The sequence below is a fragment of the Spirillospora sp. NPDC046719 genome (assembly GCF_040645715.1).
Lineage (GTDB): Bacteria > Actinomycetota > Actinomycetes > Streptosporangiales > Streptosporangiaceae > Spirillospora.
This window is the reverse complement of sequence record NZ_JBEYYT010000068.1, coordinates 18,979-31,958: the sequence shown is the minus strand read 5'-3', so window position 1 is coordinate 31,958 and position 12,980 is coordinate 18,979. Positions and strand designations below refer to the sequence as shown.

At 73.3% G+C, this 12,980-nt stretch carries 15 protein-coding genes; 6 read left to right on the top strand and 9 right to left on the bottom strand.

Going from position 1 to position 12,980, the window contains the following annotated elements; translation table 11 throughout:
* The 3 genes from ABZ914_RS14915 to ABZ914_RS14905 form a co-directional block, all read left to right on the top strand.
* Positions 1-795 (top strand): hypothetical protein (locus ABZ914_RS14915; RefSeq protein ID WP_500193479.1); only part of this gene is annotated, 795 nt, incomplete at its 5' end.
* Between the two features lie 28 nt (positions 796-823).
* Positions 824-1,330: an MSMEG_6728 family protein gene (locus ABZ914_RS14910; protein ID WP_500193478.1), complete on the top strand. Its 507-nt coding sequence runs from the start codon at positions 824-826 to the stop codon at positions 1,328-1,330.
* A gap of 50 nt (positions 1,331-1,380) precedes the next feature.
* Positions 1,381-2,637, top strand: a complete 1,257-nt coding sequence (locus ABZ914_RS14905) for a PP2C family protein-serine/threonine phosphatase (RefSeq protein ID WP_500193477.1) — start codon at positions 1,381-1,383, stop codon at positions 2,635-2,637.
* 25 nt (positions 2,638-2,662) lie between these two features.
* Here ABZ914_RS14905 and ABZ914_RS14900 read toward each other — a convergent pair whose 3' ends face one another.
* Positions 2,663-3,688: an alpha/beta hydrolase gene (locus ABZ914_RS14900; protein ID WP_500193476.1), complete on the bottom strand. Its 1,026-nt coding sequence runs from the start codon at positions 3,686-3,688 to the stop codon at positions 2,663-2,665.
* 487 nt (positions 3,689-4,175) lie between these two features.
* On the opposite strand from ABZ914_RS14900, the gene ABZ914_RS14895 reads away from it, so the two are divergent.
* The gene (locus ABZ914_RS14895; RefSeq protein ID WP_500193475.1) at positions 4,176-5,024 is read left to right on the top strand and encodes an AfsR/SARP family transcriptional regulator; all 849 of its coding nucleotides are present in this window, start codon (positions 4,176-4,178) and stop codon (positions 5,022-5,024) included.
* Positions 5,025-5,122: 98 nt separating this feature from the next.
* On the opposite strand, the gene ABZ914_RS14890 is transcribed toward ABZ914_RS14895, so the two are convergent.
* The 8 genes from ABZ914_RS14890 to ABZ914_RS14855 form a co-directional block, all read right to left on the bottom strand.
* Positions 5,123-5,590 (bottom strand): S26 family signal peptidase, encoded by a 468-nt coding sequence (locus ABZ914_RS14890; protein ID WP_500193474.1) that lies wholly within the window; start codon positions 5,588-5,590, stop codon positions 5,123-5,125.
* Positions 5,587-6,114 carry a MauE/DoxX family redox-associated membrane protein gene (locus ABZ914_RS14885; RefSeq protein ID WP_500193473.1) on the bottom strand — a complete coding sequence of 176 codons (528 nt, stop codon included), beginning with the start codon at positions 6,112-6,114 and terminating at the stop codon, positions 5,587-5,589. The genes ABZ914_RS14890 and ABZ914_RS14885 overlap by 4 nt, the downstream gene beginning before the upstream one ends.
* Positions 6,099-7,979, bottom strand: coding sequence for an ABC transporter ATP-binding protein (locus ABZ914_RS14880; protein ID WP_500193472.1), 1,881 nt, complete (start codon positions 7,977-7,979; stop codon positions 6,099-6,101). The genes ABZ914_RS14885 and ABZ914_RS14880 overlap by 16 nt, the downstream gene beginning before the upstream one ends.
* Entirely contained in the window at positions 7,976-8,521 is a 546-nt protein-coding gene (locus tag ABZ914_RS14875; RefSeq protein WP_500193471.1) for a TlpA family protein disulfide reductase, read from the bottom strand. The genes ABZ914_RS14880 and ABZ914_RS14875 overlap by 4 nt, the downstream gene beginning before the upstream one ends.
* A gap of 90 nt (positions 8,522-8,611) precedes the next feature.
* On the bottom strand, positions 8,612-8,797 hold the full coding sequence (locus tag ABZ914_RS14870; protein WP_190856943.1) for a hypothetical protein: 186 nt from the start codon (positions 8,795-8,797) through the stop codon (positions 8,612-8,614).
* A gap of 168 nt (positions 8,798-8,965) precedes the next feature.
* Positions 8,966-10,465, bottom strand: a complete 1,500-nt coding sequence (locus ABZ914_RS14865) for a zinc metalloprotease (protein WP_500193470.1) — start codon at positions 10,463-10,465, stop codon at positions 8,966-8,968.
* Complete coding sequence (locus ABZ914_RS14860) at positions 10,462-10,758, bottom strand: hypothetical protein (protein WP_190856945.1); 297 nt, start codon at positions 10,756-10,758, stop codon at positions 10,462-10,464. The genes ABZ914_RS14865 and ABZ914_RS14860 overlap by 4 nt, the downstream gene beginning before the upstream one ends.
* A gap of 109 nt (positions 10,759-10,867) precedes the next feature.
* Positions 10,868-11,155, bottom strand: coding sequence for a hypothetical protein (locus ABZ914_RS14855; protein ID WP_190856946.1), 288 nt, complete (start codon positions 11,153-11,155; stop codon positions 10,868-10,870).
* A gap of 259 nt (positions 11,156-11,414) precedes the next feature.
* Here ABZ914_RS14855 and ABZ914_RS14850 point away from each other — a divergent pair, with 259 nt between their 5' ends.
* Both ABZ914_RS14850 and ABZ914_RS14845 read left to right on the top strand, forming a co-directional pair.
* Entirely contained in the window at positions 11,415-11,951 is a 537-nt protein-coding gene (locus ABZ914_RS14850) for a ferritin-like domain-containing protein (protein WP_500193469.1), read from the top strand.
* Positions 11,952-12,001: 50 nt separating this feature from the next.
* On the top strand, positions 12,002-12,970 hold the full coding sequence (locus ABZ914_RS14845) for a TIGR03557 family F420-dependent LLM class oxidoreductase (RefSeq protein WP_500193468.1): 969 nt from the start codon (positions 12,002-12,004) through the stop codon (positions 12,968-12,970).
* Positions 12,971-12,980 lie beyond the last annotated feature (10 nt).

Here is a 12,980-nt window from a genome sequence, read left to right as displayed (position 1 = left end):
GCGGGCAAGGGCGCGCTGGCGGCGGCCGGTGCCGCCGTCGTCGCCGCTGCGGCCGGGGGCGCCGTCTACGCGACGAAGGACACCACCAAAAAGCCCCCGAAGGACCATCCCACCCTGACCCTCGCCGCCCAGAACGAGACGATCCCCGGCGCGTCCATCAAGGTGGACGGCGCGCGGTACGCGACCGTCACCGGACTGCACGACGCGGCCCTCCAGCGCCGCATCAACGCCGAGCTCCGCGCCCCGCTCGACGACCTGATCGCGCTGGCGAAGGAGAGCCGCAAGCAGGTCGCGTGCGGGAGCACCCCGACCACCGTGACCGTCCAGACGCGCCTGGGGCTCAACGGGCCGCGCCTGGTGTCCGTCCGGTACTTCCAGATGTCCGACTGGTGCCAGAAGGCCGACGGAGCGCCCGGCGGCGAGGTCGTCACCATCGATCTGCGCACCGGGCGGCGGCTCGCCGCGTCCGACGTCTTCCGGCCCGGCACGCTGACCGCGGCCGGGACGGGAACGCTCTACTCCCGGCTCGTCCAGCGGGACGGGCGCCCGTGGGCCGACTGCTCCGCGGGCAGGACCTGGAAGCCCGGCGACTTCCAGCCCACCTCGCCCGAGGGCCTGTACCGGGGCGCTCCGCACACCCCGCCGCGCCTGAGCGCCTTCCTCACCCCGTCGGACTTCCAGGTGGCCTGGTTCAACTCCGGGAGCGACGGCTGCGGCAACCTCGACTTCGGCGCCCCCTACGCCAAGGTCCGCGACCTGCTGAAGCCCGAGTTCGCCGCGCTCCTGCCGAAGTGACCGGGCGGGCACCGGGTACGGGAGGGAGGTGCAGACGTTCCTGCCGTACCCGGACTTCACCGCCACCGCCCGCGTCCTCGATCCGCGGCGGCTCGGCAAGCAGCGGGTCGAGGCGCTCCAGGTGTTCCGCGCCCTCACCGTCCCCGGATACGGCTGGCAGCGCCACCCGGCGGTGCTCATGTGGATCGGGTACGAGGAGGCCGTCGTCCGCTACGGCCTGGAGATCTGCGCGCGATGGTGCGCGCTCGGCCGCGCCGACACCTGCGCCGCGACGATGACCGCCGAACTCGCCGCCGGAGGAGGCCCCGCTCGGGCGCGCGACCAGGAGGCACTGCGCCGCGCCGGCCAGCTGCCGCCCTGGCTCGGCGAGCCCGCGTTCCACCGCAGCCACCGCTCGGCGCTCGTCCGCAAGGACCCGGTCCACTACGGCCCGCTTTTCCCGGACGTTCCCGACGATCTCCCTTACCTCTGGCCGCGCTCGGACCGCCCGCGTCCGGAGCGTCCCGGGGGTCATACCGACGCTGATGAGGGGTAGGGCCCTGGCTGGAGGCGGGCCCGGGCGGGGCCCCCAGCCGGAGGTGCGCGATGAACGCCGAAGGACGGCCGGACGGCCGCCCGCGCGGCGAGCGGCTGCTGTGCGACCTGGTGGCCGCCAGCCACGTGATCTCGCTGGAGCAGTTGCCCGGCGTGGTCGCCGAGCACGCCGCGCGCGCCGGCCTCCACGACGTGCGGATCTACGTGGTGGACCTCCAGCAGCAGGTGCTGCGGCTGCTCACCGGCCGGGGCACCGACGCCGGCCGGGACTCCGGTCCCGAACCGGAGGAGATCCGCGTCGAGGGAACCCTCGCCGGCCGCGCGTACCAGAACGTCGCGACCGTCGCGGGGCAGTCCGAGCACGACGGCGCCCACCACATCTGGGTACCGGTCCTGGACGGCTCGGAACGGATCGGCGTGATGCGGGTGACGGTCGACCCCGGGGACGAGCAGGCCGAGGCCGACGCCGAGTACCTCGCCGGCCTGGTCGCGCTGCTGATCGTCAGCAAGGGACCGACCAGCGACTCGCTCGCCCGGCTGGTGCGCACCCGCGACATGACCGTCTCCGCGGAGATGCAGTGGCGGCTGCTCCCGCCCATGACGTTCGCCAACGACGCGATGGTGATCGGCGCGGCGCTGGAGCCCGCCTACAAGCTGGGCGGCGACACCTTCGACTACGGCATCGCGGGCGACACCGTCCACCTCGCCGTCTTCGACGCGATGGGACACGACACCTCGGCCGGCATCACCGCGACCCTCGCGGTCGGGGCGCACCGCAACAGCCGGCTGCAGGGCGCGAGCCTGGTGGAGAGCGGCCGCGCCATCGAGGAGGTGCTGATCGAGCAGGACGCGTCGGGCCGCTTCGTCACCGGGGTCCTCGCGGAGCTCGACACCCGCACCGGGATGCTCTCGTGGATCTCGCACGGCCACCCGCCGCCGGTCGTGATCCGCGGCGGCCGCTGGGTGACGACGCTGACCTGCGAGCCCGGCCACCCGCTGGGCACCGACCTCGGCGTCGAGCCGGCGGTCTGCCGGGAGCAGCTCGAACCCGGCGACCGGCTGCTGCTCTACACCGACGGCATCGTGGAGGCCCGCGACCCGGACAAGGAGGAGTTCGGGCTCGTCCGGTTCGTCGACTTCATCATCCGCCGCAACGCCGACGGGCTGCCGGTCCCCGAGACGCTGCGCCGGCTCGTCCACAGCATCCTCGTGCACCATGAGGGCCGGCTCGACGACGACGCCACCGTCCTGCTGCTGGAGTGGCACGGCTCCGGCGGCGTGCGCCGTCCCGCCCCCGACGGGGCCTGACCCGCGCCGGGGACGGGGCGTCCGGTCACGACACGCCGAGGGCGCGCATCAGCATCGGGTAGGCGTCGTGGAGGTCCCGCTGCCAGTACGGCCAGGAGTGCTGGCCGTCGAAGAAGCGGGTGGTGACGGGGATGCCGAGGGCGTCCAGCCGGTCGACGAACGCGTGCGAGACGTCGTTCGCCGCGGCCTCGACGGGGTCGGTGAACGGGAGCCCGCCGAGCGATCCGGCCGTGCCGTTACCGCTGGCCACGTAGAGGCGCACGCCCGCGAGCCGGCCGGCGAGGTCGGTCGGGTTGTGCGCGTGCCAGATGGCGGCCTGCGCGTCGGGCGCGCCCCAGACGCGCCGCCAGTCGGTGCCGGGGCAGGAGAAGGACGGGCCCCAGCCGATCGAGTCGTCGCCCGGCTTGTAGTCGTAGAGGGTGTCGACGTAGCCGCTGAAGGCGGCGGCCGCCGCGAACATTCCGGGGAAGCGGGCCGCGTACAGCATCGCGCCGAGACCGCCCATGGAATTGCCGGCGATGACGCGGCGCCCGTTCGCCCGGTAGCCGTTCTCCAGGATGGCGCGGAGCTCCTTCATGTGGAAGGTCTCCCATTCGGGCGGCCCGCCGTTTCCGTAGTTCCACCAGTCGGAGTAATTGCCGCAGCTTCCGCCTTCCGGCATGACGACGATGACCGGGGAATCGGCGGTGAGTGCGGCGACGTCGGTACCGCGCGTCCAGGCGGTGTAGTCGTCGACGCCGCCGTGCAGCAGCCAGAGGGTCGGCCAGGTGCGGGCGGCGTTCTTCGACCATCCGGAGGGGACGAGGAGGCGCACCTTCTCCTGCGCGCCCATCGTCGGGGACTGGACGGTGAGGTCGATGGTCCGCGGCGCGACGGTCGTCTCCGCGATCACCTTCGCGCCGGTCACAGCGTCGGTGGTGGCGGCGGCGGGACGGGCGGCGGGGACGGCCGCGGCGAGTGCGGCGGCCAGGACGAGGGGAAGCAGCAGGGCGAGGGACCCGGGCCCTGCGACGGGGGTGGAGCGTCGGAGCAATGCGGGCCTTCCGGGCATGCCGGCAGGGTGGGCCGGCCGGAAAAGGGGAGCGCCGTTGTACGGCGAATGCGCGCAGCGCGGCGAAGGGCGGGTCGCGCTCCCGCCGGCTGCCTTCGGGCCGTTAGGCGGCCCGGTACCGATGTGCGTTCCGAGATTGGTGGATTCTGCTACTTACTCCGAGTAGGTTCCCGTTTCAGGTACGTTCTACGCGTTGCCGGGGAATCGCGGAGAAGATTGTTTCCGTGCCCGCGTCGCGGCGGACGCCCTTTCGGAAGCCCGCTGCCTGTCCGGTGGCCGTCCGGCGACCCGCCAGGGGTGTCCGGAGTCCCTGCGCGATGCCGGCGAGCGGAGGACGACGAGCCGCCCGGCGCGCGATGTAACGATTGTGTTGCGGTCGATTGACAGTGAGATAGATCATGAACATACGCTCATGGGAGCGCTCCCACGATCTCCGTCGACATGTGGCGCCCGGCTCCCGCGGCGGCCGCGAGGCAAGGAGGGCACGATGGGCCTGCGGTTCGACCTGCTCGGACCCGTGCGGGTACGCCAGGGCGACCGGCTGCTCGCGCTCGGCTCCGCCAAGCAGCGCACGCTGCTGACCGCGTTGTTGCTCGAGCCCAACCGGACCGTCTCGCTCGACTTCCTGACCAGCGCGTTATGGGACGAGGCGCCGCCCAAGAGCGCGGTTTCCAACCTGCGCACCTACGCCAACCAGCTGCGCCGCGCGCTCGCCGACTCCGCGCCGCGGCTGATCGCCCGGCGCCCCGGCTACGCGCTGGCCGTCGAGCCGGGCGAGCTCGACAGCGCCCGGTTCCTCCACCTGCTGCGGCTCGGCCGCGCGGACCTGGCGGCCGGTGCGCCCCGCCGCGCCGCCCTCGGGCTGGAAGCGGCGCTCGCGCTCTGGCGGGGCAACGCGGCCGAGGACCTGCCCCGCACGCTCGCCCTCGCGCCCCGGCTGCAGGCGCTGGAGGACCTGCGCGGGTCGGCCGTCGACGCCTACGCCGCGGCCCGGCTCGCGCTCGGCGAGAACGACGCGGTGGCCGCCGAACTGCACGAGCACCTCGCCGCCAACCCCACCCGCGAACGGCTGTGGGCGCATCTGATGCTCGCGCTCTACCGCTGCGGTGACGCGGCCGGTGCGCTGGCCGCCTACGCCCGGGCGCGGGACGTCCTGGTGAACCAGCTCGGCGTCGATCCCGGCCCCCAACTCGTCGCCCTCCAGCAGGCCGTGCTCAAGCGCGATCCGAAGCTGGACCGGGTTCCGGAGCCCCGGCTCAAGGTGCCCTCCCGATGGCGGACGCGGGGCGTCCACCGCGGCCTTCGCCCGCTGTACTGGCAGACCCGCCAGGCGTGAGACACGGCCCTGACCTGGCCGGAGCACGGCGCGCCCGCGCGGCCCGGCCGACGCCCGATCCGACCATGCGTGGCCCCAGGACCGCTCAGGACCGCGCGTCACCGGAGGCGGCGGACGACCACGCCGAGCAGGGCGTCGGCGGGCAGCAGACCGAAGTGCCGCGAGTCGATGCTCTGCGCGGGGTTGTCGCCCAGGACGGCGAGCCACCCGTCCGGGACGGCCGCGCCCGCGCCCGCCGGGAGCGCCGGGCGCACCGGCCCGGGGACCGGCTCGCCCGGCACGGCGGCGGCGCGCTTGACGATCCAGCGCAGGTCGGCGGGAGCCCTCGGGCCGAACTCCTGCCAGTAGGGGCCCTCCACCACCACGAGCCGGTCCGTGGCGACGCGGGCGAGCCGGGTCCGGCGCACCAGGAGGCGGTCGCCGGGCGCCAGGGTGGGCACCATGCTCGTTCCGTACACCTCGACGACCGTGAAACGCCGCCGCAGGAGCAGCGCGAGCGCTCCGGCGGCGGTGACCACGCCGAGCACGGCGAGCACGGCGGCGGTGGACCAGCCGAGGGCGCTCATGGCCGGAACAGCTCGATGATGTCGTCGGCCGCCAGGACCAGCAGCGCGGCGAGGCAGCCCGCCGCGACCGCGAACAGCGCGCCCGTCGCACCGGGAAGGTGGGATCCTCCGGACAGCGTGGCGCCGAGCCCCGCCAGCGCGGCGGTGGCCAGTGACACGTTGCGCACGACCTGGCGCGGGCCCAGCGGAGTGTCGGCGTCGCCGAAGCAGGCGCAAGGCGCCCGGTCCCCGCGCGCGAGCGCGCGGACGATGGCCGCCGTGAACGCCGCCAGGAGCACCGCCGCCAGCGCGAAACCGGCCGCGGCGGTCGCCGGGAGCACGAGCAGCACCACCACGGCGGCCTCGGCACCGACCACCGCGGCGGCGATCCACCGCGTCCCGGTGGCGGCCACCGGGCGCGGTACGAGCCGTGCCGTCGCCGCCGTGAACCGTGCGTAGGCGCCCCTCCCGCGCAGCTTGCCTGCCGCCGACGCCACGAAGACGAGCGCGAGCAGCACCCGCACGGCGGTCACGACCTCGTCCATGACATCTCCTCCTCCTGCCGGTATCCGCCGGCCTGCAGCTCGAACAGCCGCGCGTACTCGCCGCCCTCGGCCATCAGCTCGGCGTGCGTTCCCCGCTCGACGATCCGCCCGTCGCGCAGGACGACCAGGGTGTCGGCGTCGCGCACCGCGCTCAGCCGGTGCGAGATGAGCAGGCTCGTCAGGCCCGCGCGGTGCTCGCGCAGCCGGACGTGGACGTGGTGCTCGGCCTCGGCGTCCAGGCCGGAGCTGGGCTCGTCCAGGATCAGCAGGTCGCGGCCGTCCCGCAGGAACGCGCGGGCCAGGGCGAGCCGCTGCCACTGCCCGCCGGACAGCGGCACCCCGGGTTCGGCGTCGCCGTCCGCGCCGCCGGTGAAGGCCCGCGTCAGCAGCGTGTCGTAGCCGCCCGGCAGTGCCTCGACGAAGGCGTCGGCCCCGGCCCGCTCGGCCGCCGCCCGGACGAGCGTCCGGTCGCCGCGCCGCTCCAGGTCGCCGAGCCCGATGTTGTCGGCGGCGGTGAGCTCGTACTCCATGTAGTCCTGGAACACCACGCCGATGCGGCGGCGCAGCTCGGGAGGGTCCAGATCGCGCAGGTCCACGCCGTCCCACCGGATCGCGCCCCGTTCCGGGTCGTAGAACCGGCACAGCAGCTTCACCAGGGTGCTCTTGCCCGCGCCGTTCAGGCCGACGAGGGCCGTCGCGCGCCCGCACTCGATGGTGAAGCTCACACCGCGCAGCGCCCACGGATGCTCGGGGGAGTACCGGAACCAGACCCCGTCGAACTCGATGCGGCCGGTCAGCGGCCCCGGGACGGCGGGCCGTTCCGCGACCGCCAGGTCCGGGCCGGCGGCGGTCACCGCGCGGAAGTGGCCGAACAGCAGCAGCTGCTGGTGGGCGACGGTGAGCTGGGTGACGAGCTGCGCCCCGGCCGCCTGCGCCCCCGCGAGGGCGGCGACCAGCAGGCTGACGTCGCCGACCGTGATACGGCCGCGCCACGCCTCGGCGAGCGCCCAGGCGAGCCCGGCCCCGGCGACGCCGGTGGACAGCACCGCGAGCCCCGCCTGCGTGGCCAACTCGCGGCGGTCGACGCGGCGGCGCTCGGCGTCGGCGGCGCGCCGTTCGGTGTTCATCAGCGTCCTGAAGTGCCCGCCCACACCGAACAGCCGCAGCTCCTTGGCCGCCTTGACGGTGGTGAGCAGTTCCCGGTAGAAGAACTCGCGCCGTTCGGCGGGGCCGATCGCCAGCATCATCGCCGCCCAGCGGCGCGACAGCCGGAACTCGGCGGCCAGGGCGGGGACGGTCGCCAGCACGACGGCCAGGGCGAGCCACGGGCCGACGGACAGCAGCGAGCCGAGGAAGCCCGCGAGCGTGATCGTCCCGCTGACGGCGGTGAGCGCGCTGCCGACGACCTTGCCCGGCGCGCCGCCGCCCGCCTGCTGAGCGAGCCGCAGCCGGTCGAGGAAGGCGGGGTCCTCGAACGGGCCGAGACCGACGAACCGCTCGGTCGCCCGGAAGACCCGGTCCTGGGCGAGGAACCCGACCCGCCGTTCGAGCTCCTGCCGCAGGTAGCGGGTGACGTGCTGGGTGAGGCCGGCGGCGGCCCCGGCGAGCACCAGGCCGGCGCCGGCGGCGGCGAGCCGGCCCCCGCTGCCCGCCCCGCCGCCCGGCCGCTCCGTCAGGACGTCGACGGCCAGCTTGGTGAACCACGCGACGCACACCGGCGCGGCGGCCTGAGCCAGCGTCAGAGCGGTGAGCAGGAGCGTCAGTGTCCGGCCCGCCGACCAGGCCAGCGCGGTGGAGCCCGCGAGGCCGCCGACCAGCTCCCGCACCCGGCCGGTGCGGGAGGCCGTGCCGCGGCGAGGCGTCATGCCGGGACGGGGGAGCGGTCGGACGGCAGGCCGGTCTCGACCACCCGGCCGGTCTCGTCCAGGACGCAGAACGTGGGGAGCCCGCGGACGGCCAGCGCCTTCGCGATCCCGGTGCGGTGCGGTTCGACGACCACGCGCGCGACGCCGCCGAGCCGGTCGCGGTAGGCGGACGGGTCCTCCCCCTCCCCGGCGGCGATGACGGCGAGGACCCGGTCCCGTCCGCCGGGGAAGGCGGCGGCGTCCGCCAGGAAACCGGGCATCCGCTCGGTGCAGGCGTCGCAGCTCGGGGTGAAGAACCCGACGAGGGTGCGGCCGGTCAGCGCGTCCCGGCTGACGGGCTGGCCGGCGGTGTCGACCGCGTCGAACGGCGCGGCGACCTCCCCGGCGGGGAGCATCGGCGGGCGTTCGGCTCCGCCGCCGGCGGACGAACGGGAGATGAGGTCGGCGTGCTCGCGGAGCTTGCGGATCACGCCGAGGGTGAGCGCCAGGTCGAGCAGGCAGACGGCTCCGACCAGGGCGACGAGCGCGGTGAGGAAGGGCATGGGGACCACCTTTCGCGAGGCGGCGGCCGGGACCGCTGCGGGAGCGCCTCCCGGCCGCCGCTCAACCGATGACGTGCCTGGCCGTGCGGGTCAGCAGACGTAGACGCAGCTGCAGGAGGTGCCGCTGCCGGACAGGTAGCAGCACCTCTTCACCAGGCACTCGATGCCGCAGGGCCCTTCGTTCCAGCACCAGTAGCCGGTGCTGGCCGCGGCGCGCGTCCGCGGGACCAGCCGGGTGAGCATCCGCTCGCCCAGCGCCTCGATCTTTCCGAGCATGGTCGGCTCCTTCCGTTTCGAGGGACGGAGGCGACGCTACGAGCGGGACCGACAAAGCCGATACAGGCCGGATACAGCGGCGCGGGCGCAGGCGCAGTCAACAGAGAAAGGCGGAACGGGCCGCCACATCGGCGGCCCGCTCCGCGCGGTCAGGGTCAGGGGCGGGCGTCAGGCTCCGGGCACCGGCTCGGCGGTCGGCCCGTTCACGTACTTGACGGCCATCCGCACCGCGCCGCGCAGCAACCGGAACGCGATGAGCGCGAGTCCCAGCAGCGGCAGCACCAGCAGCACGATCTGCAGCCCGGAGGCGATCAGCTGCAGCGCGCCGGCGCCGTGCGCGGCCTCGGCGGCCAGGCCCTGGATCTTCCGCCAGTCCATCCGGATCAGCCCGGGGACCTGCGTGGAGATCAGGCCGAGCTGGAACAGCATCACCGGGACGATGACCAGCACCCACATCGTGACGAAGATCTGCGGCCAGCGCTTCAGGTCGTTCAGCCGGGTGTCGGCGCGGCGCAGCAGCAGCGCCCGCCGCAGGATGGGCCCGATGTACTTGAACAGGTCGGGGACCCCGACGAGGTCCGACATGATGTAGTAGCCGTCGAACCGCAGCGTCGGCAGCAGCTGCTGCAGGATCTCGAGGTTGACGTACAGCACGGCGACGAGCAGCGGCTCGAAGCCCGTCTCCACGTACAGCAGCGTCAGCGCGACGACGAAGATGCCGTTGAAGTAGACGCCGGCGAGGTCGGCGCGCAGCCGCCCGAGGCGGCCGAGCCGGTACGACTCGGTGATGTCGGTGTAGAACGCCGGCCAGACCAGGTAGATGCCGCAGCCCATCACGCCGGGGCGGACGCCCCCGTACCGGCAGGCGGCGGCGTGCCCGATCTCGTGGAACGCGCACGACGCCACCCCGAGCGCCATGATCAGCAGGATGCTCACCGGGGCGAGGATGGCGTGCTGCAGCGCCGTGCTCATCGACCGGGTGGCCAGCACCCAGGTCTCGGCGGAGACGACGGCGATCAGCGTGAGCACGAGCACGACCGGCCGGAACAGCCAGGCGAACAGGCCCGCGACGAACCAGGTGACCGACTCGGGGAACACCGCGATCCGGAACCGGAGCCCGAGGAACGGGTCGGCCTTCACCACGGGCGGCGCGGTGCCGTCGCTGTAGGTGGTGACGCCGAGCGGCGCGAGCTTGCGGTCGGCGAGGTAGATGACCTGTTCGCCGGTGAGCCGGGCGCCCGCCTCGCGCGAGACGGCCTCGGCCACCCGGTCCAGCGCCGTCTCGATGTCGGCGGTGCGGGCGAGGTCGCGGTGCTCGTGCAGCGCCTTCGCGACCAGGAACAGCAGCGGCGGCAGCCGGACGAGCTGCCGGTTCGGCAGGCAGACGAGCTGCGGCGGTTCGCGGTAGCCGGAGTTCTTGAACTCGCCGACCAGCTCCACGCCCTCGGCCAGGACCGGCAGGGTGAGGAGCGCGGCGGGCCGCGCCGTCGCGACGGACGCCGCGCCTCCCGCCGCGGCCGGCCCCGCGTCGGCGGGACGAGCGGTGCCCGGCGGTTCCGCGTCCGCCGGGGGCTCCGTGCCCGGCGGGCGTTCCGTGCCCGCCGGGCGCGCGGGGGCGCTCGCGGCCGCTCGTGGCGGGGAGGCGGCCTTCCGGTGCGCTCCGCTCATGCGTTCTGGTGGCCGACCGCGACCGGGACGCAGGTCGTCGTCGTGTAGCCGGACTCGGCGAGCAGGCCGGTGCCGAGGAGGCCGGGCGTGCCGGTCGAGTGCGTGTACTGGCAGGCGTAGGTGACCTCGGAGTCGGCCGCGCCGGACCCGCCGTCGTTGAGGTTGAGGTTCTTGTTGCCGTTGTCGCCGCCGCCCGCGAGCAGGGTCGACAGCACGGCCCGCTCCGGCAGTACCTCGCCCGACAGCCGGTCGAGTTCCGCGTAGCTGAACGTCTGAGGGTTGGTCTGGCTCATCGGTCGCCTTACAGCTCGTCACAGATTTTCCGGAAAAGGGGGGAAGGGCCGGCGGGAGAACGCCAGCCCTTCCCCTGCGGGCCGGAGCCCGCTAGTGCGTCGTTTCGGATCAGTGACCCGAGACCACCGTGCTGCTGGCGCAGGTGAACGACGAGTTGGGGTTCTCGGAGCTGAGACCCAGCGCGCCGATGAGCCCGCCCTGCGAGTGCGTGATGTTGCTCTGGCAGTTCGGGACGACCGCGGTCGTGCCGCCGTCGTGGCCGCCGCCGTGGTTGAAGTTGAGGTTCTCGTTGTCGTTGTCGCTGCCGCCACCGACGAGAAGGGTGGACAGCACCGCGCGCTCCGGCAGAACCTCGCCGGCCAGCTTGTCCAGCTCGGTGTAGCTGAAGGACTTCATGTGGTTCCTTTTCTTCCTTGTCACGCCCGGATCTCAAGGTGGAGCCCGGATGTCCCTTTCCCGCCACAGGTCGTGGCGAGATAGCTCTACGTATAGCACGCGTGACAGAACGTGTCCAAGTAGGGGTGTCGTCACTGTGAGTGTCGCGCCGTTCCGCGCCCCTTCCATCGCCTCGCCGTATGGCCGTCTCCCCTTGCAGGCATGGAGATCTGGGGCTGGGTAGGGGGAAGGGGCACCCGCGCTGACCAGGAGGAGAGGCATGGCCGAGAGCAGCTTCAGCATCGACGTGGCGAGGATCCGGGAACGCGCCCGGCAGAAGATGGCCGACGGGCCGGTGACGACCGGCTACAAGCGCAGTCCCGACGAGGTCATCGGCGTCCTCAACGACGTGCTCGCCACCGAGATCGTCTGCTGGATGCGCTACTCGCGGCACGCGATCAGCGCCACCGGAATCGACCGCGCGCAGGTCGCCGCCGAGTTCACCGAGCACGCCGACGAGGAGCGCGACCACGCGATGCGCGCCGCGGAGCGGATCAGCCAGCTCGGCGGCGACCCCGACTTCAATCCCGAGACGCTGGCGAAGCGGTCGCACACCACGTACGAGACCTTCGATGACGGCGACCTCAAGGGCATGCTCGAAGAGAACCTGGTCGCCGAGCGGATCGTCATCGAGTCGTACCAGGAGATCATCCGGTGGCTCGGCGACGGGGACGTCACCACCCGCCGCCTCATGGAGGACATCCTCGCCGAGGAGGAGGAGCACGCCGACGACATCATGGACCTCCTCGGCCACTGAATCCGGCGCGTTCCGGCGATTGGGCGCGTTCCCTCGGGTACCGAGCCGTCATGGAATTCGGATACACGCTGCTCTGCGAGCAGACACCGCCCAAACAGCTCGTCACCGACCTCGTCGAGGCAGAGGACGCCGGCTTCGACTACTCCGTCATCTCCGACCACTACTTCCCGTGGCTGGAGGACCAGGGGCACTCGGCCTACGCGTGGTCGGTCCTCGGCGCCCTCGCCCAGGCGACCCACCGCATCCCGCTGATGACGTTCGTGACCTGCCCGATCATGCGGTACCACCCGGCGGTGGTGGCGCAGAAGGCCGCCACGGTGGGGGTGCTGTCGGACGGGCGGTTCACCCTCGGCCTGGGCGCGGGCGAGAACCTGAACGAGCACGTCGTCGGGCGCGGCTGGCCGTCGGTGGACGTGCGGCACGAAATGTTCGCCGAGGCCGTCGAGATCATCCGGGCGCTGTTCTCCGGGGACTACGTCAACTACGAGGGGAAGCACTTCCGGGTCGACTCCGCGAAGCTGTGGGACATGCCGGACCAGCCCGTCCGGATCGGCATGGCCGCGTTCGGCCCGCGTGCCGGTCGGCTGGCCGCGCAGCATGCCGACCTGCTCATCTCCGACCAGCCCGTCGGCGACGTGGTGAGCCTCTTCCACCGCGAGGGCGGCGAGGGCAAGCCCGTCTACGGGCAGATCCCCGTCGCCTACGGGCAGGACTATGAGGAGTGCAAGCAGCGGGCGCACCGCTACTGGAAGTTCTCGGCCCCGGCCTGGAAGGTGATGGCGGAGCTTCCGGGCACGGTCAACTTCGAGGCCGCCGCGAAGACCGTCCGGCCGGACGACGTCGCCGAGTCCGTGCCGTGCGGCGACAACGTGGAGGACTACCTCCAGGCCGTCCAGCAGTGGAAGGACGCGGGGTTCACGCACATCTCGTTCTGCCAGAGCGGGCCCGACCACCAGAAGGACTTCCGCACCTGGGCGGAGGGCGACCTCCTCCCGGCGCTGCGGGAACGCTTCGGCTGACCCTCCCGCG